Origin of the sequence: Providencia sp. PROV210 (assembly GCF_028479445.1) — a bacterium.
Classification (GTDB): Bacteria; Pseudomonadota; Gammaproteobacteria; order Enterobacterales; family Enterobacteriaceae; genus Providencia; species Providencia rustigianii.
The window spans coordinates 1-26,463 of the sequence record NZ_JAMPNQ010000015.1 but is presented as its reverse complement, the minus strand read 5'-3'; the positions used below and the strand labels follow the sequence as shown (position 1 = coordinate 26,463).

Annotated in this window: 24 protein-coding genes; 5 read left to right on the top strand and 19 right to left on the bottom strand. The window is 43.4% G+C overall.

The window, feature by feature from the left end; genetic code table 11:
- Window positions 1-248: 248 nt before the first annotated feature.
- A complete protein-coding gene (locus PR761_RS11745) occupies window positions 249-605 on the bottom strand; it encodes a YcgJ family protein (RefSeq protein ID WP_006814272.1) in 357 nt (118 codons plus the stop codon).
- 245 nt (window positions 606-850) lie between these two features.
- Between PR761_RS11745 and PR761_RS11740 the strand changes: the two genes are divergently transcribed.
- Complete coding sequence (locus PR761_RS11740; RefSeq protein ID WP_006814273.1) at window positions 851-2,143, top strand: MFS transporter; 1,293 nt, start codon at window positions 851-853, stop codon at window positions 2,141-2,143.
- A 52-nt stretch (window positions 2,144-2,195) separates the two neighbouring features.
- Here PR761_RS11740 and PR761_RS11735 read toward each other — a convergent pair whose 3' ends face one another.
- Together PR761_RS11735 and PR761_RS11730 are read right to left on the bottom strand one after the other, a co-directional pair.
- On the bottom strand, window positions 2,196-3,326 hold the full coding sequence (locus PR761_RS11735) for a hypothetical protein (protein WP_154610911.1): 1,131 nt from the start codon (window positions 3,324-3,326) through the stop codon (window positions 2,196-2,198).
- Window positions 3,326-4,576 carry a hypothetical protein gene (locus PR761_RS11730; RefSeq protein ID WP_006814275.1) on the bottom strand — a complete coding sequence of 417 codons (1,251 nt, stop codon included), beginning with the start codon at window positions 4,574-4,576 and terminating at the stop codon, window positions 3,326-3,328. Before PR761_RS11730 ends, PR761_RS11735 begins: the two co-directional genes overlap by 1 nt.
- Window positions 4,577-4,861: 285 nt before the next feature.
- On the opposite strand from PR761_RS11730, the gene PR761_RS11725 reads away from it, so the two are divergent.
- A complete protein-coding gene (locus PR761_RS11725; RefSeq protein WP_006814276.1) occupies window positions 4,862-5,575 on the top strand; it encodes a UTRA domain-containing protein in 714 nt (237 codons plus the stop codon).
- A 149-nt stretch (window positions 5,576-5,724) separates the two neighbouring features.
- Here PR761_RS11725 and PR761_RS11720 read toward each other — a convergent pair whose 3' ends face one another.
- From PR761_RS11720 to hutU, 7 genes are all read right to left on the bottom strand, one after another.
- A complete protein-coding gene (locus PR761_RS11720) occupies window positions 5,725-7,407 on the bottom strand; it encodes an electron transfer flavoprotein-ubiquinone oxidoreductase (protein WP_039854959.1) in 1,683 nt (560 codons plus the stop codon).
- A gap of 12 nt (window positions 7,408-7,419) precedes the next feature.
- Complete coding sequence (locus PR761_RS11715; RefSeq protein ID WP_115164702.1) at window positions 7,420-8,370, bottom strand: electron transfer flavoprotein subunit alpha/FixB family protein; 951 nt, start codon at window positions 8,368-8,370, stop codon at window positions 7,420-7,422.
- A 15-nt stretch (window positions 8,371-8,385) separates the two neighbouring features.
- Window positions 8,386-9,141 (bottom strand): electron transfer flavoprotein subunit beta/FixA family protein, encoded by a 756-nt coding sequence (locus PR761_RS11710; RefSeq protein WP_006814279.1) that lies wholly within the window; start codon window positions 9,139-9,141, stop codon window positions 8,386-8,388.
- A 159-nt stretch (window positions 9,142-9,300) separates the two neighbouring features.
- Entirely contained in the window at window positions 9,301-10,740 is a 1,440-nt protein-coding gene (locus PR761_RS11705; RefSeq protein WP_115164703.1) for a purine-cytosine permease family protein, read from the bottom strand.
- A gap of 273 nt (window positions 10,741-11,013) precedes the next feature.
- Window positions 11,014-12,150, bottom strand: coding sequence for an acyl-CoA dehydrogenase family protein (locus tag PR761_RS11700; RefSeq protein ID WP_006814281.1), 1,137 nt, complete (start codon window positions 12,148-12,150; stop codon window positions 11,014-11,016).
- The gene (locus PR761_RS11695) at window positions 12,147-13,331 is read right to left on the bottom strand and encodes a CaiB/BaiF CoA transferase family protein (RefSeq protein ID WP_039854768.1); all 1,185 of its coding nucleotides are present in this window, start codon (window positions 13,329-13,331) and stop codon (window positions 12,147-12,149) included. The genes PR761_RS11700 and PR761_RS11695 overlap by 4 nt, the downstream gene beginning before the upstream one ends.
- 57 nt (window positions 13,332-13,388) lie before the next feature.
- Window positions 13,389-15,056, bottom strand: coding sequence for a urocanate hydratase (gene hutU / locus PR761_RS11690; RefSeq protein ID WP_039854769.1), 1,668 nt, complete (start codon window positions 15,054-15,056; stop codon window positions 13,389-13,391).
- 595 nt (window positions 15,057-15,651) lie between these two features.
- On the opposite strand from hutU, the gene PR761_RS11685 reads away from it, so the two are divergent.
- The gene (locus tag PR761_RS11685) at window positions 15,652-16,470 is read left to right on the top strand and encodes a hypothetical protein (protein WP_006814285.1); all 819 of its coding nucleotides are present in this window, start codon (window positions 15,652-15,654) and stop codon (window positions 16,468-16,470) included.
- A 71-nt stretch (window positions 16,471-16,541) separates the two neighbouring features.
- Here PR761_RS11685 and livF read toward each other — a convergent pair whose 3' ends face one another.
- From livF to PR761_RS11660, 5 genes are all read right to left on the bottom strand, one after another.
- Complete coding sequence (gene livF, locus PR761_RS11680; RefSeq protein ID WP_006814286.1) at window positions 16,542-17,243, bottom strand: high-affinity branched-chain amino acid ABC transporter ATP-binding protein LivF; 702 nt, start codon at window positions 17,241-17,243, stop codon at window positions 16,542-16,544.
- Complete coding sequence (gene livG / locus PR761_RS11675) at window positions 17,243-18,022, bottom strand: high-affinity branched-chain amino acid ABC transporter ATP-binding protein LivG (protein ID WP_006814287.1); 780 nt, start codon at window positions 18,020-18,022, stop codon at window positions 17,243-17,245. Before livG ends, livF begins: the two co-directional genes overlap by 1 nt.
- The gene (locus PR761_RS11670; protein WP_006814288.1) at window positions 18,019-19,290 is read right to left on the bottom strand and encodes a high-affinity branched-chain amino acid ABC transporter permease LivM; all 1,272 of its coding nucleotides are present in this window, start codon (window positions 19,288-19,290) and stop codon (window positions 18,019-18,021) included. Before PR761_RS11670 ends, livG begins: the two co-directional genes overlap by 4 nt.
- Window positions 19,287-20,213, bottom strand: a complete 927-nt coding sequence (gene livH, locus PR761_RS11665; protein ID WP_039854771.1) for a high-affinity branched-chain amino acid ABC transporter permease LivH — start codon at window positions 20,211-20,213, stop codon at window positions 19,287-19,289. The genes PR761_RS11670 and livH overlap by 4 nt, the downstream gene beginning before the upstream one ends.
- Window positions 20,214-20,323: 110 nt before the next feature.
- Window positions 20,324-21,433, bottom strand: a complete 1,110-nt coding sequence (locus PR761_RS11660) for a branched-chain amino acid ABC transporter substrate-binding protein (RefSeq protein WP_039854774.1) — start codon at window positions 21,431-21,433, stop codon at window positions 20,324-20,326.
- A gap of 380 nt (window positions 21,434-21,813) precedes the next feature.
- Between PR761_RS11660 and panM the strand changes: the two genes are divergently transcribed.
- Together panM and gloA2 are read left to right on the top strand one after the other, a co-directional pair.
- Window positions 21,814-22,224, top strand: coding sequence for an aspartate 1-decarboxylase autocleavage activator PanM (gene panM / locus PR761_RS11655; RefSeq protein ID WP_006814291.1), 411 nt, complete (start codon window positions 21,814-21,816; stop codon window positions 22,222-22,224).
- Window position 22,225: 1 nt separating this feature from the next.
- Window positions 22,226-22,612, top strand: coding sequence for an SMU1112c/YaeR family gloxylase I-like metalloprotein (gloA2, locus tag PR761_RS11650; RefSeq protein WP_006814292.1), 387 nt, complete (start codon window positions 22,226-22,228; stop codon window positions 22,610-22,612).
- A gap of 76 nt (window positions 22,613-22,688) precedes the next feature.
- On the opposite strand, the gene rpoH is transcribed toward gloA2, so the two are convergent.
- The 4 genes from rpoH to ftsY all read right to left on the bottom strand — a co-directional run.
- On the bottom strand, window positions 22,689-23,564 hold the full coding sequence (rpoH, locus tag PR761_RS11645; RefSeq protein WP_006814293.1) for an RNA polymerase sigma factor RpoH: 876 nt from the start codon (window positions 23,562-23,564) through the stop codon (window positions 22,689-22,691).
- A 229-nt stretch (window positions 23,565-23,793) separates the two neighbouring features.
- Window positions 23,794-24,771: a permease-like cell division protein FtsX gene (ftsX, locus tag PR761_RS11640; protein WP_115164704.1), complete on the bottom strand. Its 978-nt coding sequence runs from the start codon at window positions 24,769-24,771 to the stop codon at window positions 23,794-23,796.
- Window positions 24,764-25,429 (bottom strand): cell division ATP-binding protein FtsE, encoded by a 666-nt coding sequence (gene ftsE, locus PR761_RS11635; protein ID WP_006814295.1) that lies wholly within the window; start codon window positions 25,427-25,429, stop codon window positions 24,764-24,766. Before ftsE ends, ftsX begins: the two co-directional genes overlap by 8 nt.
- A gap of 6 nt (window positions 25,430-25,435) precedes the next feature.
- The coding region (ftsY, locus tag PR761_RS11630; protein WP_272519359.1) for a signal recognition particle-docking protein FtsY at window positions 25,436-26,463 on the bottom strand (1,028 nt) is incomplete at its 5' end.

The window sequence follows — 26,463 nt, the reverse complement described above, 5'->3', positions numbered from 1 at the left end:
ACTTTATTTATGAATAAATTAAACACAATGAAATAATTTAATCTAATTTCATTTATTTAGGATTAGTCTATTTTTAATATAACAAAAAAGTAACGCTATTCGTTCATTACGTTAAAGAATATTTGAGAATAATCTCAATTGAATTAGATAAGAGTAAAATTTAACCACTCTAACGATTTACTCAATAGAAACCACATAATTCAATAGTCTCTATGTGGTTTCTATCTCAATTTGAATATGCTTAATGTTTATTTTCCAAATAACTTTTTAGTATATTTGTCAGATATTGCACTTCTTTTTCCATCCGCTTCAAAATAGCGATCCACATGGCACTTTTGCTCATTCACATCGCAAAAAATACCATTCGCAAACGTCACGGCGGTTTTATCAAAATCCCCCGCATTTTGAATCGCCTTGGCTTGCTTGCTACCTAAATATTTCTGAGTTAGCTCAACAGAAACGCCCTCTTTCCCACTGACACACACAAACTTATCGCATAACACATTTTTTTCTGGTGATGTTAATACTGGCGCTGTTTTAGCATTGGCCAGCATGGGAGATAGTGCAATCGCGAGTCCAAATACTGAGATAACGTTTAAATTCATATGGCACCTTCAAGCTGAGTAATAACCGTAATGATAACGTCAGATTTGACTATAAAAACCCATTTTAATTCCATGAATTTCTAGCCATCTCATCTTTACTGCAAACAATATCCAAATCCTGCACAATTTTAACCTTTCATTAACATAACGGATTGTGCTTTCCCGTAGAAAAGATAAGTGTAGTGGGTGGCAATTTAAACAATAAAAAAACACCTGCAATAATACTCCAAATAAGAGAGTGAAATATGACAATAGAGACAGCCGCAATAACCTCATTCGGCTCAACGAAAACGACTTCAAAGGTACTGTTTATTTGTTGGATGAGTATCTTATTCGAAGGCTATGACGTAGGCGTCATGGGCGCAGTACTGCCAACCCTCGCAGAATACAAACAATGGGATCTCAGTCCGTTAGAATTAGGCGCGCTAAGCAGTTATGCACTGGTTGGTATGTTTTTTGGCGCATTTATTATTGGCACGCTGAGCGAACTATATGGTCGTCGTCGTATGCTGTTAGCCTGTGTGACATTATTCTCAATAACTATGTTAGCTGCCGCTCTTGCACCGACACCGTGGTTCTTTGGTTTAATGCGTTTTATCGGTGGTATTGGGCTTGGTGGCGTTATCCCCGTAGCCGCAGCGCTCACCATCGAATACTCCCCCGCGGAAAAACGATCATTCAACTATGGCATCATGTACTCGGGGTATTCTTTAGGTATTTTAAGTGCTGCCGCGGTTGCCATGTGGCTACTTGAGCACTTTGGTTGGCGCAGTGTCATCGGCTTTGGTGCTTTACCTTTATTACTGATCTGGCCAATGGCTCGACTTCTACCAGAATCCCTCGAGTATCTCTCCCATAAAGGGCTTCATACCGAAGCAAAACAGCTCGCGCAAAAATTGGACATGGATTATCAAGCACCTCCTGAGCAGCAGAAGCATCAACCACAAAGTCTAAAACAGATTGTCTCTGTGGTATTTGCATGGAACCATTTACGAGCCACGACGTGTTTCTGGATTGCGCTATTCTGTGGAATGTTACTGGTTTATGGTTTAAATACCTGGCTGCCATCGATTATGAGAAAAGAGGGATATAACCTCGGTTCTAGCCTGACATTCTTAATTGTGTTCAGTTTAGCGTCTGCGTTAGGCGGGTTATTCTTAGGAAAAATTGCAGATAAATATGGTGTTCGCGGTTCTGTTGCCTTTTTCTTTTTACTCGGGGCTATCGGGATTGGCTGTATGGTATTCAAACAAAATATCTATGTGAACTATGTCCTCGTCGCTTTCGCCGGTGTCGGGAGTATTTCAGCGGCATTAATCCTAACGGGCTATATTGCCAACTATTATCCATCCAAGGCTCGCGCTTCAGCAACCGGATGGGCGCTGAGTTTCTCACGCATTGGCGCGATGTCGGGCCCCATGTTTGGTGCTTATATTGCCAGCCTAGGCATTGCAACTAGCTGGAATTTTATTGCATTCTCCATTGTCGCCGTGATTGCGGCTATCGCCGTCTTTTTACTGCCTCGTACCCGTCCATAGATAGCTGGCTAGTTAGCAAATAGGGGCTTATCGCCCTTATTTGCTTTTGAAATTAATACGCGAGACGGTAATGCAACTTCTCGCCTGCGGTCAACTCTGGAGAATCACTGTAATTGCTTGGTAATTCAATGAACCCATGTAATTCAGGAATGTATAATTTTTGATACCACTCTAACTCTGAACGCCGGTGCAATTGATTGCTGGCAAAATCTAATATCAAATATTTCTGTCCACTTCTCGCTGATTCCATCACTAGCAAGCCATCGTCCCAGATAACCATATCTTGCAGATGGTTATAACCTGCTTCCTTGATCAGCTGAAAATTCCCGTCTTGATACTGATAAAGGGAAAATAATCGGCGAGAAGGCTCTTGAGCCGCCAGATAAATATCCCCTTTCTGATTCTGAACCGCCTCATTAATACGAATAGGCAACCATCGATGGCTCACCACGTTTTTCTGAGCGATTTTCACCACCACTTCAAGAGACCCCATTTCATTACCGTAGCTGTACCACACAATTACATTGCCATCATGAACCGCATAAGAAAATGTTGAATTATCCGCGATTTCTTCGGGATAAAAACGCCTCACGAGTTCGCGGGGATCCATCAAATATTGCCACGTAAGCCCTTTATCTGCGCTGGTGAAGATTTTTTGGTTGTCGATCAGGACATAAGGCTCCCCCTGACCACTTTGGTACATTTTCCCGGTAATTGCCGCATAAATGTATTCACCATACCCGTCTTTCCAGGGCGTTAGCACAGTGATCGAATTGTCCGCTAAATTCACCGTCCGATGCCCATCGCGCACCATTAAAAGGCACTGGGAGTCTTCACACACCGCGTTATAAAAACTGTCGCTAAATTGCGTGATAAAATGCACACCATCTTTATTGGCAAATAACACCTGATAACTATCTTTCTGTGCAGGCGAAAACAAATCGGATCGATTGTAATAGTAGGATGAGCGGCCATTTTTCTGCGCAATAATCAGCGTGCCGCCTTTTGCAGGGTAAGTTTTGGCGTAATCATAATCTGCAATATAAGCATTGTTCTCTTGGCTATTATCTTTCCACTGCCATGACGTATCATTCCCACCAAATACCAGCATCAATGTTGAGCCTAAACACACCAAGAAAACGGCACCCGTCACCAGAAAACGCCAACTTAGAAATGGATTCATTAACGTACCTCCATGACATAAGCATCTTTACCTTGTTGGCATCGTAATAAGCTCAAGATAGCTTGGGTTTGGTAATAGCCATTACCCCGTTTCGAAAACCGATAATAAGCCGCCATACCAAGGGCAATTAAAAAACTGATACCGAGGGTTATCGAGCTGGCAAAACCAATAAATATTAGGTCATTATCGAGCAAGTACAGCCAATCCCAATAATCCCAGTGGCTTCCTCGATCGACAACATCGCTAATCGCCATCGCGCCAAACATTGCCAAAAATAGCGCCAAAATAATGCCGGTGATCCCCCATAACGCTAGATACAGCCCACGTTCTTGCGCCATACCTCGAGCAGACAGCGTATAAGCTAAATCATCTTGGTGGTTATACATGCCAAATACGACGCTATCGGGAAACCCATTTTCAACTTTGGAGTGATAGACCTCTACCTCATCCCCTTGAGCGAGAAAAAAACTGTGGTTATTAAAGAAAGGCTTTGAGGCATCTAACTTGAGATTCAAATGGCTTTTATTCACTTGAAGCTCTATTTCATTGCGAGTGTATGTGCCCCCGCGATAATAATATTCAATCGTCTTGATACTCTTAAGATTCACTTTGCCTTTTGTCACCTGTAACGAGGTTTCAGGGATAGGCTTCTGCTTTCGATGATCTATTTTGAGCGGTTTGGAATGCGGGTTTTTAATTCCCTCAATCTGAATCAGATTTTCACCAGAATTTACCTGAAACTTGCCCGCTATCACTAAATCTAATGCACGTAAGATGGTTTTTCGTTTTCGGCTAAAAATAGTGAAAGTTTGTGAAATACACATAAACAGCAGAACGCCTCCCACAAAAGCCGCCATTGCTAATAATGACCCTAAAACAATTAACCATGTACTCTCTTCGTCATTAAACACGCAAAAGAACGCAGGGATAAAGAGGGCAACAAGCCCAAATGATAGCAGGTACTGTTTTACTAACCCTTTGTCGAATTTAAGGTTTCTATCGGGTTCCAAACGTCCATGCTCGGGATGGTAAACCCATTTCAGCCAATAGCTCCCATCATTCAGCTGTTCAGCAGAAATAATCAAAGTGTCGTCTTTATTCAATCGTTCCAAAAATATTTGGCTGTTTTCAAAATCTTCAGCATTGAAAAAGAACACTTTATCCGAGGCAATTAACCTCACCATGCCCACGGGAGTTACATTTTGGTAATCGCACTGAACAAGCTTAACGTGAAAATATTGAACACCCATTAAGATGCCTATTTGTTATAGTTAATTTAATATTATGATAATAAATAAAGGTATGCAGCCCTAGAGGAACTTTCCTTATAATAGACAAATTCAGATAATTACAGGTTCAGTAATGAAACTATCCTTACCTGATAAAAGTCTATTTTACTCTGAAAAGACATCTAGACTCTGGTAAAGGAAATAATTGCTGCTAGACTTGCGCCTATTGGCTATTTTGAATGCAATAAATCTCAAATAAATGCATTATTTTATCCCTACCGTTAACGACAACTTTGAATAAAAGCGATGACATCACAACCTGCATACAAGCAAATTCAATCTTACATTTTACGCAGTATTGATTTAGGGATTTTTAAACCTGAAACTCAGATCCCCACGGAACTTGAGTTATGCGCACAATTTAATGTGAGCCGCATGACAGTAAATAAAGCAATCTCTGAATTAAGCCAGAAAGGAATTTTGAATCGCATTGCAGGGAAAGGCACTTTTGTTGCGACCCAGAAGCATGAACTACCTGTCACAAAAGCATTTGATATTTTTGATGAAATATCGACAAGCGGCAACAAATACAGTGGGCACCAATTACAGCTAAAAGTGATCCCCGCCTCCTCAGAAATCGCCCTACAACTCGGGGTGACGGAAGGAAGTGAAATTGGCTATTGTAAAATGCTGCATTTCGAAAATGATATCCCTCTGATGCTTGAAGAACGCTATGTTAACCATGCTATTGCCCCTGAATTTACTCAGCAGCACTATGGGGATAACGAAACGCCCAGTGGCTATTTACAACGTCATTTTCCTGTCAGTGAAATGGAGCATACCATCGAGGCTATCTTGGCAAGTAAAGCGATTGCCAATGCGTTGTCCATCAAAGAGAATGCTCCCTGTTTACAGCTAAGCCGCCGTACTTGGACAGAAAATACCTTAATTAGCTACGTTAATATGATCAGTGCGGGTTCCCGCTATAAATTAAAACTACATTCTCGTATCGATAATTAAGCGATAAAAAAAGGGGCAAATTTGCCCCAAAACGACTGATAACTCCTTAATATACCTTCGATAATTCCTGTAAATATTGTTGAATATTCTCAACAACATTCAACAAGAAATATGGCCGGTATCAACACATCAACATCACAACAAATCACTTACATACCTTGATAAATAGGGCCTTCTCCACCTTGCGGCGCTGTCCACGTAATATTTTGCCGAGGATCTTTGATATCACAGGCTTTACAATGCAGGCAGTTTTGCGCATTTATTTGCAGTTTTTCTTGCTGTTTATCATTCACAATTTCATAAACACCCGCTGGACAATATCGGGTTTCTGGTGCCGCATATTCAGTAAAATTCACCTGAATTGCTACATCAGGGTCACTTAAGCGTAAATGGCAAGGCTGCTCTTCTGCATGGTTCGTATTAGATAAAAATACCGACGAGGGTTTATCAAAACTTAATTTGCCATCAGGTTTTGGATAACTCATCGGTTGGAAATATTTGGCTTCTCTTAACCCTTGGTGATCCTCGGTTTTCAACTTTAATGTCCACGGAACTCGCCCTTTAAACAGGAGTTGCTCAGTTCCAAATAACATGGAACCTACCACCAGCCCTTTTTTCATGTATGGCTTAAAATTACGCGTCTGATAAAGTTCCTGATACAGCCAGCTATTTTCAAATTGAGACTGGTATTGGCGTTTAAATTCTTGATGGTCAATCTGTTCATCAACCCAAGATTCAAATAAGGCTTCAGCAGCTACCATGCCGCTTTTCACTGCACAATGGCTGCCCTTAATCCGTGCCGCATTGAGAAACCCAGCATCATCCCCGATTAATGCACCACCCGGAAAACTCAGTTCAGGTAAGGCGGGTAGCCCTCCCGCGACCATAGTTCTTGCCCCGTAACTGACCCGCTCGCCTCCCGCTAAAAAGGCACTAAATGCAGGATGGGTTTTCAAGCGTTGAAACTCTTCAAATGGCGACAGATAGGGATTTTCATAATTCAGACCAACCACTAATCCAACAGCAACTAAATCTTCCCCATAGTGATAAGCAAACCCGCCGCCATAAGTTTGGTTATTCAGCGGCCAGCCCACCGAATGGATCACGAGCCCCGCTTGATGCTGTGCTTTAGGAATTTGCCAAATCTCTTTCAGCCCCAATCCATAGGTTTGTTTACCGCTATTTGCGGCTAAATCAAATCGCTCAATAAGCTGTTTACCTAACTGACCGCGACAACCTTCTGCAAAGAAGGTCATTTTGGCCATCAGATTCATTCCTGCCTGATACATCGCGGTTGGGTGACCTTGTTTATCTAATCCCATGTCCCCTGTAGTGACACCAATAACGTGTCCATTTTCATCAAACACGATTTCGGTCGCGGCAAAACCGGGAAAAATATCAACGCCAAGCTGCTCCGCTTCTGCTGCTAATGCCGCACTAATTTGTCCAAGACTACCAATCAAATTGCCATGATTTTTTAAACATGCAGGTAGCAGCGATAAAGGCAATTTATTCGCTTTATTTTCTTTCAGCCATAAAAAACGATCCTCACTGACAGGGGTCAGTGGAACAGATATTTTTTGTTGCCAATCCGCGAATAATTCATCAAGCCCACGAGGATCAATTACCGCTCCCGAAAGAATGTGTGCCCCAATTTCTGCACCTTTATCAATTAAGCAGACCGAAAGATCTCGCCCATTCTGGCTGGCTAACTGTTTTAGACGTATTGCCGCAGATAATCCCGCAGGTCCACCACCGACAATCAGGACATCAAATTCCATCGATTCTCGCTCTGGAGCCTCATTGATATTTACACTATTGTCGATAGTCATCATGTCCCTCTCTTATGCCAATGCTTTGTCGAATTCAGGCAAAATTTGGAATAAATCCCCCACAATGCCATAGTCAGCAACTTGGAAAATTGGCGCTTCAGGATCACTGTTAATTGCGACGATCACTTTGCTTTCTTTCATTCCGGCAATATGTTGGATCGCACCGGAGATCCCCACGGCGATATACAGATCAGGTGCCACGATCTTACCTGTTTGCCCAACTTGGTAATCATTTGGAACATAGCCCGCATCAACCGCTGCACGAGATGCCCCCACCGCAGCCCCCAATTTGTCAGCGATAGTTTCAAGCAGCGCGAAATTCTCACCAGAACTTAATCCTCGTCCCCCCGAAATCACCACCTTGGCAGAGCTGAGCTCAGCTCGACTCACTTGGGTCAGTGATTGGCTGGTTAATTCAGAAAGTGGCTCAATGGGCTCCACAACGATATGTTCAACCGCTGCTGGTGCTTGCTGTACTTGGCTTCCAGAAAATGCGGAGTTACGTACGGTTATCACCACTTGGTTACCATTATTTTGTACCGTTGCTAGAGCATTCCCTGCATAAATAGGGCGTACAAAAGTCTGAGCATCAATAATTTGGGTAATATCTGAAATTTGAGAAATGCCGAGTGTTGCTGCAACCCGCGGCGCAATATTTTTGCCAAAAGTCGTCGCAGGAAACACTAAGTGGCTATAGGATTTGGCAACCGCTACGATGGCGTTAGTCATCGGTTCAGCGAGCTGATTTTTTAATTCACTTTCATCAATGGCAATGACCTTATCAACACCACCGATAGTGGCCGCTGACTCAGCGACTTGGCTAATATCTCTCCCTGCGACTAACACATGTAAACTTCCCCCTTGGGATACAAGTTCACGGGCAGCGGTCATACAGTTATAGGTTGCTGATTTTATTGTTTGGTTATCATGCTCAACAACCACTAAAACGGATAATTGGCTCATGGTTAGGCTCCCTCGTTAAATCACTTCTTTTGCTTGCAATTCAGTCACTAATGCCGATACATCATTAAACAAGGTACATTGTCCTGTTCGTTTTTTCGGCTCCGCTACATTTAGAATTTTGACTTGCCCTAATGGCGAGAAATCCAACGTGGCGACATCAATAATTTCCAATGGTTTTTTCTTGGCCTTCATAATATTAGGGAGCGTTGCATAGCGAGGTTCGTTTAAACGTAAATCTGTCGTCACTATCGCCGGAAATCCCATGGATAAGGTTTCTAGCCCTCCATCAATTTCACGGGTCACTTGCACGCGCTCACCTTCAATCACGATTTGTGAAGCAAATGTGGCTTGAGCACATCCCAATAATGCCGATAACATTTGTCCAGTTTGGTTACAGTCATCATCAATCGCTTGCTTGCCTAATAAAATTAAATCGGGTTGTTCTTTGGTAACTATTTTCTGTAATAGGCGAGCAATATCGAGGGGCTCCAGCACCATTTCTGTCGGTCTTTGAACCAAAATGGCACGGTCAGCCCCTATTGCCATGGCGCTGCGTAATGTCTCTTGAGCAGTGGCATCGCCAATAGAAACCGCGATCACTTCCGTCGCCTTTCCGGCTTCTTTAAGGCGTACCGCTTCTTCCACTGCAATTTCATCAAACGGATTGATCGCCATTTTGACGTTGGCGAGCTCAACCCCTGAACCGTCTGCTTTGACGCGAATTTTTACGTTATGGTCAATAACACGTTTCACAGCGACTAAAATTTTCATAACCACTCCTAATCACGGACTTTGTTGCTATTTGTTGGATGTTCGACCTGTTTTTCAGGTTGAGGAAGCCCATAGCAGTGAATGATTCACTACTAAGGACAACACTCGATTTATCGTTTTATTTATCAGTAAGTCAGATTCTAGGTAGGTAAATACACCCTATTTGGCTTCTGGCAATATCAGGCGGTCTGCCACTGACATAGGCCAAATCTTCACAGCGGCATAGTAAATAATACCGGTGGCAACTAACCCAATAATCCATGAAATATCCACGCCACCGAGGCTTTCAACGAGAGGCCCGGTATAGAATCCCGTCGCAATAAATGGCATTTGAATCAGAACGCCTATAACGTAGGTGATGATGCCGACTTTATTCCAACGACCATAACGTCCATTTGGATTCGACAACTGAGGAACGTCATAGCGCCCTTTTGTCACCCAGTAATAATCCACTAAATTAATAGCACTCCACGGTGTGAAAAACGCCAGTAAGAACAGTAAGAAAGCCGAGAATAGTTTCAGGAATGAATGTTGCCCTGCTAACCCGAGTAGAGTCGAGAAGCTAACCATTAAGATGATGAAAAACAGTCGTTGACCGCGGGTAATCTGATGCTTCCCTTTGAAACCGCACCAAATCGCCGCCATCGACATAAAGCTGCCATATGCGTTCAGTGCAGTAATGGTCACTTTGCCGAAGAAAATACTGATATACAGCAGAGCCGCAATCAGCCCTGTACTGCCCAACCCAACAATATAAGAGACTTCGTGTCCAGCAAACTGATTTCCCGCCAATGCCGCGGCAAAAACGCCAAGGATCATCGATGCTTGAGTACCAATCACAGTCCCGGAACCCACGGCTAAAAAGGCTTTGATGGTTGGGGTTTTGGTTGGTAAGTAACGAGAATAGTCAGCAACATAAGGCCCAAATGCAATCTGCCAAGAAGCTGATAATGACATCGCAAACAGAAAATTAGTCCAATTGAAATGACGATTCTCCAATAGTACAGAAACATCATTCATATAAAATAGACGGAAAAACAGGTAGAAAAAGGCAACAACGCCAATAACACTCGCCGCTTTACCCAGTATATGGATAATCCGATAACCACAGATAGTGATCCCAATAATCACTAAACCAAAAATAATAATCCCCACCCAGTCACTTACATGCAAGAGTTGCCCCACCGCTTGACCGGCTAATACCGTGCCACTGGCTGAGAACCCCACATACATTAAGCAAACCAGTAAAATAGGAATAACGGCGCCATAGACCCCAAACTGAACACGGCTGGAGATCATTTGTGGTAGACCCAGTTTAGGCCCTTGAACCGCATGCAGTGCCATGACTGCACCACCTAATAATTGGCCGATAAATAAGCCAATCAGTGACCAAAACACATCGCCACCCAGAACTACGGCCAGCGCTCCGGTGACAATTGCCGTGATTTGTAAGTTAGCACCAAACCATAATGTAAATTGGCTGGATAACGTGCCATGGCGTTCTGATTCGGGAATATAGTCGATGGAACGAGCTTCGATAAGGGGAACGTTATCTTGTCGAGGCTTTTTTTGCTCAATAATATCGTTGGAAACTGTCATGGTAATTCCTCTTTAAGCAAGGCTGGCCTAAAGAATGAGACAATTAGTCGTCACGAATGAATACACTGTGTTGCAAGAGACAGCCATTCGGCGCTACGCGGATAATTTATTTTTATATCTATCCGTCATTAATAATTGAAATACATTCTTAAAACCTGATTGTTGTTGTGTTTTTATTCCATGATCCTGTTGTCAGGGACTGCGTCCTATTGATGATTTTGAAACTCCCAGCAGATACCTGTCCTATCTACTGGGTCTAACGCATGCAAATCTTTACGCATCTAATACTGCGCGAGAAATAATGATTTTTTGAATCTCGGAGGTGCCTTCAAAAATACGTAAAATGCGGGCATCTCTAACATAGCGCTCGAGGGGTAAATCACGAATATAGCCATAACCGCCGTGCAACTGTAATGCCGCATCGGTGACAAAACCGGCGCACTCAGCAGCAAACAATTTTGCAGTGGCGGATTGCAAGCTAAAACGCTCACCAGAATCTCGTAACTCTGCCGCATTCCATGTCAGTAAACGTGCCGCTTCCAGCTGAGTATGCATATCGGCAAGTTTCCACTGTGTACCTTGATAAGCCGCCAGTGGTTTTTTACCAATTTGACGCTCTTTGACCCAGCCTAATGCACTTTCCATCGCTGCACGAGCAATACCTAGTGAGGTCGCTGCAACTTCGACACGTCCTTTATCCAATACTTCCATTGCGGTATGAAAACCTTTATTTTCCTCTCCCAATAGTGCAGATTCAGGTAACCAACAATTCAGCGCTAACTCATAAATGGTACTGCCACGAAGCCCCATGGTTTTTTCTGGATGGGAGAATGCCACGCCCTCAGTGCCTTTTGGGATCATAAATGCACTGATCCCACGAGCTCCAGCCTCAACATCCGTTTTGGCGTATAACACAATAAAATCAGCTTCTTTGGCATTAGTAATATAGTGTTTATTCCCCCGAATACGCCAGCCACCATTTTCACGAGTCGCAACAGTTCGCATATCCGCAGGGTTAGAGCCTGCTGCGGGTTCCGTTAAGCCGAATGCCCCTAATAATTCCCCACTGGCGGCTTTCGGTAGCCAATAATTCTTTTGCTCTTCCGTTCCACCAATTAGGATAGAATCGGTCGCTAAAAAATGAGCGGTTAATGAGGATGATGTCGAGGCACATGCCGCGGCAACGGCTTCAACAATCATACTCATGGCGATACTGCCGATACCAAACCCACCGTATTGTTCTGGTAAGTTAATTCCCCAACAGCCTATTTCACCCAGTGCAGTTAAGCTTTCTGCACAGAAAGTTTCTTCTTCATCATAACGTTGAGCATTCGGTTGTAAGATGTCGCGGCATACTTTTTCTACCGCATCAACAATGGCGTGTTCTGTTTCGTTAATATTAAAACTCATTGGATAGTCTCCGCGCTTTTCGTCGTTATTGTCGTCGGTTTATATTCCGCATTTCCTTCCCCAAGCTGTGGCGCTCTTTGGGTCACATGGGGTTTTGTCCCATTAAAGAAAACAGGCTGAGAAATCAATGGAGTACCGCCATCATGGAGATGAGTAAGTACTTGGCGGACTTGCGCATGCTCGCTTTCGGTCGCTTGCTGTAAATTGTGGATGGGCGAAGCAGGAACCCCAGCGTTAAGCAGTAAGTCACACACTTCCTCGACACTTTTTTGCTCTGTCCAACATTCAATTTCTTGGCGTAAAGCTGCTTGGTTGATAGTACGGGTTGGATCATCCCGATAACGATGGTCTTGGGATAACGTCGGTTTTTCCATGCATTCGCAAAGACGCTGGAATAATTTTTCACTGGCAATCGCAATGACCACCAAGCCATCTTTCGCTTGGTAAGTATCAAACGGAGTGGATACCGGATGGCGATTTCCCACTAAGCTCGGTGCTTTATTGTTGGCAAATAAATTAGAGAGTCCCGTCAGTTGCATACTAAGCAACACGTCCACCATCGCCACATCGATATATTGAGCACTTTCACCATGGCGCTCTCTGGCAAATAACGCACTGCTAATCGCCCATGCAGCAAATACGCCAGCACATACATCACCGATAGACTCGCCGCTGCGAGTTGGACCCGTTTCAGGGAATCCCGTCACACTCATTAACCCTGACATGGCTTGCGCGACAATGTCATACGCGGGATAGCTAGCTAAAGGGCTATTTTGTCCAAAACCCGAAATACTGGCATAAATAATCTGTGGGTTATGCTGTTTCAGACTGTCAAAGTCGATCCCAAGACGTTGGGTTACACCGGGACGAAAATTTTCGACCACCACATCGCTCTCGTTGATCAATTGAAAGAGGATCTCGCGGTCGCTATCTGATTTCAGATCCAGTTCAATGCTGCGTTTTCCTCGGTTGATCAAACCGTAATAGACACTTTCCCCATCAATAAACGGTCCCAAATGACGGCTATCATCACCATGATCAGGCACTTCAATCTTGATCACTTCCGCACCAAGATCCGCCATCATGCCGGTGCAATACGGTCCCGCTAGAACACGGCTTAAATCAATGACTTTGATCCCCGCCAGTGGCCCTTGTCTTTTTTGAGTGGATGCAGCATTCATACTGAATTCCTTATTTAAGGCTAAACGTTGCCGACCCCATCGAGTCGGCATTCGAGATTACTTCACCATCGGCAAGTTGAGCCCTTGCTGCTTCGCACAGTTAATGGCAATGTCATAACCCGCATCCGCATGGCGCATAACCCCCGTCGCTGGGTCATTGTGCAGAACACGAGCCAAACGTTTATCTGCGGCATCCGTCCCATCACATACAATCACCACACCCGCATGTTGCGAGAAGCCCATTCCTACCCCACCGCCGTGGTGTAAGCTGACCCATGTTGCGCCGCCAGCAGTATTCAACAGAGCATTCAGTAATGGCCAATCAGATACAGCATCAGACCCATCTTTCATCGCTTCCGTTTCACGGTGTGGACTCGCTACTGAGCCTGAATCTAAGTGGTCACGACCGATGACAACAGGGCCTTTCAGTTCGCCATTTTTGACCATTTGGTTAAAGGCACGACCGAGTCTTTCTCTGTCTTTAAGACCGACCCAGCAAATACGCGCAGGTAAACCTTGGAATGCAATGCGCTCACGCGCCATATCTAACCAATTGTGCAGATGCTTATCGTCAGGGAGCAGCTCCTTCACCTTTTGGTCAGTTTTATAGATGTCTTCAGGGTCGCCAGAAAGAGCTACCCAGCGGAATGGTCCAATACCTTCACAGAACAGAGGGCGAATGTAAGCAGGAACAAAGCCTGGGAAATCAAATGCATTCGTTACGCCTTCATCTTTTGCCATTTGACGAATATTATTGCCGTAGTCAAATGCCGCTGAGCCGCGTTTTTGCATTTGCAGCATGGCATCTACCTGCACTGCCATGCTTTTCTTCGCGGCTTTAGTCACTTCAGCAGGGGCGCTTTGTTGCTTTTCACGCCATTGTTCTAATGTCCATCCTTGCGGTAAATAGCCATGAATAGGGTCATGAGCACTGGTTTGGTCAGTGACTGAATCAGGTGTGATATTGCGCTTCACCATCTCGCTATACACATCCGCAGCATTGCCTAACAAGCCCACGGAAACTGGCTTACCGCTAGCTTTCGCTTCTTCGATATAGCCCAACGCTTCATCTAATGAGGTGGCTTTTTTGTCTACATAGCGGGTTCTTAAACGGAAATCGATGCGGCTTTCATCACACTCAACCGCAATCATGCTAAAACCAGCCATGGTTGCTGCCAGAGGCTGTGCACCGCCCATTCCTCCCAAGCCTCCCGTTAAGATCCAACGACCCGCCGAGTTACCATTAAAGTGTTGTTTTGCTAGAGAAATAAAGGTTTCATAAGTGCCCTGAACAATGCCTTGAGAACCGATGTAGATCCATGATCCTGCGGTCATTTGTCCGTACATCATCAAACCTTTGCGATCTAATTCATTAAAATGATCCCAGTTAGCCCAATGTGGAACGATATTCGAGTTAGCAATTAAAACTCGCGGCGCATCTGCGTGAGTTGGGAAAACACCCACTGGCTTGCCCGATTGAACCAGCAAAGTTTGGTCATCTTCGAGGTTTTTTAATACTTCCAAAATTTTGTCGTAGCATTCCCAGTCACGAGCTGCGCGACCAATGCCACCGTACACAACGAGACTTTGTGGATGCTCAGCAACATCAGGATCCAAGTTATTTTGGAGCATGCGGTACACCGCTTCTGTTAGCCAGCTTTTACAGGTTTTTTGGCTACCGTGAGCCGCTCGGATCACACGCGTTGAATCTGTACGGTTTAACATTATTCAGTCCCCTATCCATCCATTTGGTTTAACTTAAAATTAACAATAAATTCAGTAAGGTCATCGTTAAGTGTGCTGCTTGCGGCTAATTCATTGCTAAGTAAACTTTTAAATTTGATATATTTATCATTAAGTTAAATTTAAATGAACCTGCCGCATGATGATTTTTCTGTTAAATCTACTTGTTCGATGATTAAATATATATACATTTGCTTCACAAAGTATATACATTTAAATTTGAATTTTTGTACCAACAGTGAAGATGGGATAGGAAGAAAAGTTAGACAACAATAACTAGATAGCTGTTTCTACACAAAAACTTGTATATACATTTGAATTTCGATGAAGAAACAAGCAAATAGCAAAAATGAGAGAAGCTTCACATTTAGTATGGGTAATCTGAGTTTGATAGTGAGCGGCAATACATGCCATTGCAGATTAATAGCCGTAAAGTTTTACTTTGATATAATTAATAATAGCACTATACACAATGCATATAAGAACATTGATTATCATTCTTTTTTGCAATATTTAGCATGTTGACTCGTTTAAAATAAAATCAATATATGATTAACTAATAAACTACGAGCCAATTATGTTCAAAATAAATCAAGTAACAACCAGCCAACTCCATGTTAAACCCCATTTAGAAAACAATGCTAAAAATGTAGAGATAAAAAAAATAAATCAAACTAATGATTCGTTTTTTAATAAATTCTGCCAATTATTCAAAAATGATAAAAATAATACCGCACAGTCTGTAACACAAAATAGCGCGAATACATTCTTAAAACAGACTTTCTCCATCCCTGAAAATGCCCACATGATATCTGCTGGTGAACAGATAACTTACTGTTGGAATGAGTCGTTAGATAGCTATGTTCCGAATGCAGCAGATCAGAGAATTGAAGCGAAAAATCAAGACTACTCGAGTGTACTACCATCGCAATTCATCAAAGATTTCAATAGAATAAACTATAGCATGACATTTTTAGGTAATGATATGCCTGAGTTTAGCAACGAGTTTTCTCAAGAAGATAGACTGCAATTTTTCGCTGAATTTGTCACACTTCCCCATGCTGAAAAATTGTGCCAAATTGCTCATCAAGGTCATCTCGCCGAGCCTTATATTTTACTCACTATGAAAAATAAAAATTTTGACTTTATTATTCCTCAATCAAAAGAGAATAATAAATTAAAAGTAAATATTGATAAAACAGAAGATAAAAAATATATTATAACCTCTAGTAATGAATATTATTTAAAACAAATTCAGCCAGAAATTATTTTAGATAAGACTATTTTATTTACTGAAAGAAAAACCCATTTAATCACTAATCAAAATGGTCAGCTATCCTTAGACCCAAATCAGAAAGATCTTCTTACGTTTAAAATCACTCAAAAATATAATTAATATCCATGAAATAAAACACCCCATAATTATTAATAATAATTATGGGGTGTTTAGATTAAAAATATGTTTAGTTATCCACCCAAATAAGCGCTACGTACTGCTTCATTGGCGAGTAATGCTTTACCGCTATCTTCCAGAACAATATGCCCATTTTCTAATACATAGCCTCGATCGGCTAATTTCAGAGCTTGGTTAGCATTTTGCTCAACCAGGAAAATCGTCATTCCCTCTTCCCTTAGCTGCAAAATAGTATCGAAAATTTGCATAATAATTATCGGTGCTAAACCCAGAGAGGGTTCATCCAATAAGAGTAATTCAGGTTGGCTCATCAGCGCACGTCCAATGGCAAGCATTTGCTGCTCACCGCCAGACATCGTGCCAGAACGCTGATGACGACGTTCATGTAACCGTGGAAATAGCGTATAAACACGTTCAATACGCTCATGATATTGTTGGCGATTTGCAAAGAATCCCCCCATTGCCAAGTTTTCTTCTACCGTCATCCGAGAGAAAACTCGCCGACCTTCAGGTACGATAGCAATATCTTTGCGCATGATTTGTGGCGTAGGCAACGGAGTAATATCCATACCGCGATATAACACTTGCCCTGAAGATGCCCGAGGCTCACCGCATAATGTACTGAGTAATGTCGTTTTTCCTGCGCCGTTAGCGCCTATCAGAGTAACGATCTCACCCTTCTGAATGTTCAAACTGACATTATGCAAAGCCTGAATTTTTCCATAATGGGTGGAAACTTGTTTAAATTCTAGCATTAGTAAGCCTCCCCCAAATACGCTTTGATAACATCAGGATGCTGACGTATTTCACTCGGTGAACCATTGGCTAATGGCGTGCCTTGGTTCACCACATAAATACGATCAGAGATTCCCATCACCAACTTCATGTCGTGTTCAATCAAGAGGATTGATACATTATGATGTGTACGTAACTCCGCAATCAGCTCATCCAAATCATTGGTTTCTTTTGGATTCAATCCTGCCGCCGGCTCATCTAACATCAGAATTTCCGGTCGTGTGACCATGCAGCGCGCAATTTCGAGTCGGCGCTGCTGCCCATAGGCTAAATTTCCTGCTTGGCGGTTAGCAAATTCTAATAAATTGACACGTTCAAGCCATTTAACCGCATTATCTACCGCTTCCGCCTCGGCACGACGAAAAGCAGGAGTTTTCAATAACCCGGAAAAAATCCCATTTTTCAAATGTTGATGCTGAGCGACTAATAGATTTTCAATCACCGTCATCTCTTTAAATAAGCGAACATGCTGAAAAGTACGGATGACGCCAAGACGAGCAATGCCTTGACCTGATAAGCCTTCTAAATGTTTGTCACGATACATAATCGTGCCGCTAGTCGGTTTATAAAATCCCGTTAAGCAGTTGAATATCGTCGTCTTACCCGCACCGTTAGGGCCAATCAAGGAGACTATTTCCCCTTGGTTTAAGGTTAATTCAACATTGTTTACCGCCAACAAACCACCGAACCGCATGGTTAGGCCTGTGACTTGCAACAGAGGTGTCGCTAAATTTGTCATGATGCTCCGCCTCCTTGCGCATTTTTCAGTTTCATATGGCGACGCTGCATCGGTAATAAGCCTTGTGGGCGCCAGATCATCATCAATACCATTAGAGCACCTAGCAATAACATGCTGTACTCATTCAGATCTCGCATCATCTCCCGCGATACGACGAGAATAATCGCCGCTAATATCACCGATGTTTGTGAACCCATCCCCCCAAGCACCACAATCGCTAACACGAATGCGGATTCCGCAAACGTAAATGATTCTGGGCTAATAAATCCTTGCCGTGCAGCAAATAATGCCCCTGCGAACCCAGCAAATGCCGCACTGATAGTAAAGGCGGTTAGTTTAATTCGAGTTGGACTTAAACCAAGAGAGCGGCACGCGATTTCATCTTCGCGTAGCGCTTCCCACGCACGCCCTAGAGGCATACGTAATAATCGATTGATCACGATAAAAGTGAGCACGACGAGTAATAACGCCACAAAGTAGAGGAAAATAATTCGGTCACCAGGGTTATAATCTAAGCCGAAAAAATTATGAAACGTATCCCAGCCATCTTTGGCTGTGCGGCTAAATTCTAATCCAAAAAATGTTGGTTTAGGTAACTGGCTGATCCCATTAGGGCCACCTGTAATCTCCGTGTTATTCAGTAATAGAATACGCACGATTTCCCCAAAGCCGAGGGTCACTATCGCCAGATAGTCACCTCTTAGCCTCAAAACAGGAAAACCGAGTAAGAATCCGGCTAACGCCGCCGTGATCCCTGCAATGGGTAAGCTTTCCCAAAAACCAAAATCATAATAGTGGTTTAGCAAACCAAAGGTATACGCGCCGATGGCATAAAAGCCTGCATAACCCAAAACCAGTAAGCCTGATAACCCAACAACCACGTTCAGCCCCAAACCCAGCATCACGTAGATTAAAGTCAGTGTCGCAATATCCACACTGCCTCGAGAGACTATAAATGGCCAAATGATCGCCGCAACGATAATGAGTATACCGATAATTTTTTGTCTAACTGAACCCCCATCAAAATCAGGTAAAGCCCAAGACTGCTTAGGTACGCCTTGCCAGACTTTACTCAGAGCGGGACGGATCAATTGATACACAAAAATGATCCCAATACCGGCAAAGATCCAATTCCAACGAACTGAGTCCCCTGATTCAACCACTAGTTTGGTACCATCAAGGCTTAACTTCAGCCCCATCATAAATACCGCTAAGATGAAAAAAGTGACAGAGGCAATAATGGCGCTGATCCAGTTTTCTTTTCTCATACTTTTTCGACCTCCGGGCGGCCCAGAATACCGGTCGGCATGATTAACAGAACGCCAATCAATAGCCCGAATGAGACAACATCTTTATATTCTGTACTTAAATAAGCAGACGTCATGGCTTCAGAGACACCAAGGATCAAACCGCCCAACATTGCGCCCGGAATACTGCCAATTCCGCCTAGCACTGCCGCTGTGAAAGCTTTCATTCCTGCCATAAACCCAATGTAAGGGTTGATAACACCGTAAAATTGACCCAGTAAAACGCCCGCAACCGCAGCCATTACCGCACCGATAACAAAGGTCAATGAAATAACACGATCTGTATTGATCCCGAGTAAACTCGCCATTTTTAAATCTTCAGCACAAGCACGGCAAGCACGACCCATTCGGGAATAGCGGATAAACAGCGTTAAGGCCAACATGGATAGAAATGTTACGATCCAGATAACTAGCTGCATTTTGGATATTGTGGCTTCAAAACCGTCACTTTCACCTAGTACCCACTGCCCAGTGATCAAACTGGGTAAAGCCAGATCACGAGAACCTTGGGATAGGCTGACGTAGTTCTGCAAGAATATCGACATCCCGATCGCAGAGATCAGCGCAATCAAACGCTTAGAATGGCGAACAGGTCGATATGCAACACGCTCAATACTCCAACCATATGAGCTAGATACCACAATTGCCGCAATAAACGCTGCCGCAATTAAGATCCAACCCACATCGATCCCCAGCATCATTAAGCCAGCAATCGCAATAAAAGAGACGTAACTGCCAATCATGTAAACTTCGCCGTGAGCAAAGTTGATCATTCCGATGATGCCATACACCATGGTATAGCCAATGGCTATCAGGGCGTAGGTGCTCCCTAATGTTAAGCCGTTGAGGAATTGCTGAATAAAATACAGAATTTGGTCTGACATAAGATTATCCTTTCGAACTACTGTCCCTCTATGGAGAGCAGAAGCCGGAAGCCCGTTATTAGGCTCCCAGCTCATCGCTTGACGACTTAATATTTCTCAACTCGAGGGAATTACTCTATCGGTGTAGAGGTTCCATCTTTGTGCCACTCGAACACACCAAATTCAAAACCTTTCAAATCACCGTTTGGCTGCCAGCTCAATTGCCCCATAACGGTATCCACAGGATTCGCTTTCAAATCTTTCGCTAGCACTTCAGGCTCTAAACTTCCAGTGCGCTGCATTGCGGTGGTTAAACCTTGAATAGCAGCATAAGTTGTCCAGACGAATGGTCCCGTAGGATCTTCTTTTTTCTTTTTGAGCGCATCGACGATCGGTTGGTTGGCAGGCAGTTGGTCATAACGTTTTGGTAGCGTCACTAACATGCCTTCAGATGCATCACCCGCGATATTCGATAACGAAGAGTTGCCCACACCTTCAGGTCCCATAAAGCGAATATTTAGACCAGATTGCTTAGCTTGACGCAGAATTTGCCCCATTTCCGGGTAATATCCCCCAAAGTAAACAAAATCGACGTTCTCTTTTTTCAGTTTTGCCACGAGTGCAGAGAAATCTTTGTCCCCAGCGGTAACCCCTTCAAACATCACTTCTTTAGTGCCTGACTTATTCAAACTTTCACGCACTGAACGAGCCAAACCTTCACCGTACTGTTGTTTGTCATGAATCACAGCAATGCGTTTAGGTTTAATTTTTTCGAGGATATATTTTGCCGCAGTAGGCCCTTGGTCAGAATCTAAGCCCGTCGTACGCATGATCAACTGATAACCACGGGTGGTTAAATCTGCATTTGTCGCTGCTGGAGTGATCATGATGATGCCTTCATCTTCATAAATATCGGATGCTGGCTGAGTTGAAGAGGAACACAGATGCCCGATGACATGGCGAATACCGTCGTTAATGACTTTGTTTGCCACCGCAACCGCTTGTTTTGGATCACACGCGTCGTCGTATTCGACAGCAACTAATGTGTCTCCGTTAATTCCACCTTTCGCATTAATATCAGCGATCGCTTGGCGAGCGCCAGTAAACTCCATATCACCATATTGAGCGACAGGACCGGACATCGCACCAACAACCGCGATTTTAATCTCTTTCGCCCATCCTGCTGGACTTAATGCCATTGCGATACAGCCGGCCAATAATGCTTTATTAATATTCTTCATTCTTGCGTCCCCGCCATCGTGGTTATGAGTGTTTGTGATTGATTTATAATCAGTTATTATAGGTGACAGGTTCATTGCCTGATATTTCAAAACATAGCCAATAAGGCTATATATTTCATATCATTAAACAAGAGAATTATGCTAAATAGCAAATGGATATAGTAGCCATTTACATCAGATACAGAATAAAAAACTAATGGTAAAAAGTGTATTTTTTGTAAATACTAGTGTTATATTCCAGTTAAATTTACCTTAATCCGAGCTAAACTCGGAAAATTCACTCATGCGACATTTTTCTCTCTAAAATTAAAAAATCAGTTCCAGATCACTCTGCGGATAAAATAGACTGCAACACACACCAATAAAGGGATCACATTAAGATGAGACTCACCATTATTCCTCTGGTCAATCCTACTGAGCAGCAATACATTGACCTCTCGAAGATCTGGATAGACCAGAGCCGCGAGAAACTCACGCAGTTACTTGGATCAGGGCAATTGTTTTTTGGGGCACGTTTTAATGATCGGCTCTTGGCTGCCGCCAAAGTGACTGTTCATCAGCATCAAGGGGTCATTAGTGATTTTTGCGTTCGCGAAGTCACACGCCGTCGTGGTGTGGGTTTATATTTATTACAGGAAATTATCTACCAGTTACCCAAAATTACACTGTGGATTTTTAACTTGGGTAATTTAGAACCACAACATAAAATCACGATGGAAAAATTCCTTACCGCCGGTGGATTTCACCAAGTAACCCAATCAGACCGTTGGGAGCTAAACGCGAGTTATTAGTATGAAATTAAATAAAATTCATCATATTGCCATCATTTCATCGGATTTTGTTCGTAGTAAAGATTTTTACTGTAGGATCCTTGGTTTAAGCCTATTAGCGGAACATTACCGCCCAGAGAATGACTCGTGGAAAGCAGATTTAGCTTTTGGGGATATGTATCAAATTGAGTTGTTTAGCTTTGCTAATCCCCCCAAAAGAGTGAGTTATCCCGAAGCCGCTGGGCTTAGGCATTTAGCTTTTGAAGTGGACGATTTAGATCAATGGATAGCTTACTTGACGCAGCAGGGAGTGAGATGTGAAGAGGCAAGAGTGGACCCTTACACTCAGAAACGCTTTACCTTCTTTGCCGATCCTGATGGGTTACCTTTAGAGCTTTATTCCCGCTAAAGGCTAATTGATTATCTGCATCTATTGCTAGCCGATAATGGCCCAAGCAATAAATGCAGATGGCTGAAATGAGAACTTACATCTCGTCGTCAGACTCTTCCATTGCCAAACGCAATTTTTTCATCGCATTTTTTTCGAGTTGACGGACACGCTCAGCAGAAACGCCGTATTTATCCGCCAGCTCTTGCAACGTGGTTTTGCTGTCATCATCTAACCAGCGAGCACGGATAATATCTTGACTGCGCTCGTCTAATGAAGCTAAAGCATCGGATAAACGGTCAGTGGCGTGGCTTTCCCAGTTATCATCTTCAATGGAACCAGCAAAGTCCGAAGATTTATCCTGTAAATAAAGTACAGGTGCAATAGGGCCACCGAAATCACCACTATCATCGTCATCAGACATATCAAATGCCATATCCTGAGCCGCCATGCGAGATTCCATCTCTAGCACATCTTTGGTGCTAACACCCAACTCTTGAGCCACCATATCCACTTCATCTTGGTTAAACCAGCCCAAGCGCTTTTTATTTTTTCTTAAATTAAAGAATAATTTACGCTGAGATTTTGTAGTGGCAACTTTGACGATACGCCAGTTGCGCAGAACATACTCATGGATTTCAGCTTTGATCCAATGCACAGCGAAAGAAACCAGACGCACACCCACTTCAGGGTTAAAACGGCGCACCGCCTTCATCAGACCGATGTTACCTTCCTGAATTAAGTCCGCTTGCGGTAAACCATATCCCGCATAACTACGCGCAATGTGAATAACAAAGCGTAAGTGGGATAAAATCAGTTGCTTGGCCGCCTCGAGGTCACCATCGTAATGCAGCCGTTCAGCAAGTTCCTTTTCTTCCTCTGCACTAAGCATTGGGTAAGTATTAGCGGCTCTGATGTAAGCTTCAATACTTCCTTGTGGAACAAGAGCTAATGATTGCATATCTTTGGTCATTAAGATCCTCTATGAATATATACAGAAATGGAGTTAATTCGATACTAGTCAACTGCACCAGTAAAACAGATAGCTAATGGATAGTCTATCAGCTTAACTGCGTTAAATAAATTATATACAAGAATAGTTAACAGCAGGTCAATGTCAGACAAGTATTATCGAAATAAGTTCGCCAAAAATGGTTTTTCATCGGTGCTAATTGACATAGCACCGATGACATGCGGTGAGATTATTCAGGTCTAAAGTGGCGTAAATGCTGTAATGTCGCTAACCAAGCAGCAACCCAACCAATCATTGCCGACATCAGCAAAATCAGTAACGCCTCTTCCCACAATAGCCCTTCAATCTGGAATTGTGTCCCAAAAACGCTGGCAACTTGAGCAACCAAATCCGACATTTTCCACACGAGTAGATACGTCATGAGGAGAGAGATAATGGCCCCCAAAGCGCCTAATACTACCCCGCCATTTAAAAATGGCCGCATAATAAACCCATCGGTTGCCCCAATCAGTTTCATCACATTGATAGTGTCACGGCGAGCAAAGATATTCAGCCGCACGCTATTCCCTATCACTAAGAATAGAGAAACAATCATCAATATACCGATCACTGATGCCACTTGCCCGACTAATCGTGTTAAAGCCGCCAGTCGTGAGAACCAACTGTCATCCATGCGAACTTCTTCAATACCATTCACTTGGCTGACTCTATCACGTAAAGTCGTCAATGCGTTGGAACCTTCAAAATCGAGCTTCGGCGTAATGATAGCTACTGCCGGTAATGGATTTTCTTCTAGCATATCTAATGCTGTACTGAACCCAGACCAGCTGCGAAACTCACTCATGGCTTGGTCACGAGACAAATAATTGACATGAGCAACACCATCCAACGCTTGCAACTGAGTCACCACATTTTGTCCCCCTTGCTCATCAAGGGACTTATCGAGATAAACCGTCAACTGTGGCGTTGGATACCATTGAGTTGCCGCTTGGGAAACGTTTTTCCAAACGACATAACACAAACTTGGCAAGGCTAATGAAATGGCAATGACCATCACGATTAAAAATGTTGCCAGAGGTTGTCTTAGCATGTCAGCCAAAGCATTCAGCCAAGAGTAACGCCACTGTTCGCGCCATCCACCTTTTAATGCCTTGCTTTTTGATTGCATGGCACGTTCAGGTCTCGCTTTACGGACATTCTTAGCCATGTTGACCTCCCAGCATCCGACCTTCGCTTAACGTCAATACCCGATAGTGACGACGTTCAATTAACGCGAGATCATGAGTTGCCATCAGCACAGTGACCCCAACACGGTTAAACTCTTCAAATAAACGCATAATTCCTTCTGATAACTCGTTATCAAGGTTACCCGTTGGTTCATCCGCTAAGAGCATGGTTGGCTTATTGACTACTGCACGAGCGATACCGACACGTTGCTGTTCACCGCCAGACAGTTGGATAGGAAAGTTTCTGGCTTTATCCAACAGCCCGACTTTATCCAATGCGGCGGAAACACGACGGCGAATATCTTCACCGCTTGCCCCGGAAATAATCAGTGGCATCGCCACGTTATCGTATACCGTTCTGTCATATAACAAATGATGGTCTTGAAAAATCATACCGATCTGTCTACGTAAGAAAGGGATCTCACGATTTTTTAATCGGCTGATATCATGGCCATTAAATAATATGTGACCTGCACTTGGGCGCTCAATACCGCAAATCAGTTTCAGTAATGTACTTTTACCTGCACCTGAGTGACCGGTTAAAAATGACATTTCTCCAGGCTGTAGATGAAAATCTACCCCTTGAAGTGCTTGGCGGCCACCGCGATAAGCTTTACTAACGTGTTCAAAGCGAATCATCGAAAATTATTCCTCTCGGGCAAATAGAGCCTCGATAAAGTCATCGGCTTTAAATGGACGTAGATCCTCAATGCCTTCACCGATCCCGATATAACGAATCGGAATACCAAATTGATCAGCAATAGAGAAAATGACGCCACCTTTTGCAGTACCATCGAGTTTTGTCAGTGTAATTCCGGTCAAACCTACGGCGTCATTAAAAAGTTTAGCCTGACTTACCGCATTTTGTCCGGTACTTGCATCTAATGTCAGCATGATTTCATGAGGCGCAGTGTCATCCAACTTTCTCATTACGCGGACAATTTTTTTCAGCTCTTCCATTAAGTGCGCTTTATTTTGTAAGCGTCCCGCAGTATCTGCGAGTAGTACATCAACACCTTTTGCTTGGGCTGACTGAATGGCATCAAAGATCACTGACGCAGGATCCGCACCAGTATGTTGAGCGACCACAGAAATTTTATTACGCTCACCCCAAACTTGTAACTGTTCTACCGCCGCAGCACGGAATGTGTCTCCTGCCGCTAGCATGACAGACTTACCTTCAGACTGATATTGGCGAGCTAATTTACCGATTGTGGTCGTTTTACCGACACCATTGACGCCAACCATAAGAATAACATAAGGTTTTTTACCTTCGATCACTAATGGTTTATCCACGGTAGCGAGAATATCAGACATTTCTTCGCGTAGCTTTCCATAGAGCGCTTCGGCGTCCTTTAGCTCTTTACGACTGCCATGAGCAGTTAAATTATTGATAATTTTACGGGTAGTATCTACCCCAACATCTGCAATTAATAACTGCTCTTCGAGTTCCTCAAATAAATCATCATCAATTTTTTTGCCACTAAATAAGCTGAAGAAACCCAATCCTAGGTTTTGACGCGTTTTTAAGAGACCTTTTTTCAGACGACTAAAAAAGCCTTCTTTTTTCGGCTTTTCTTGTTCCACTGACGGTGATTTCGCGTCTTCTTCTGCTTGGCGTTGGGCTTCTTCCTCCGCTAAACGGGCAGCTTGGCGTTCGCGTTCCGCTTCTT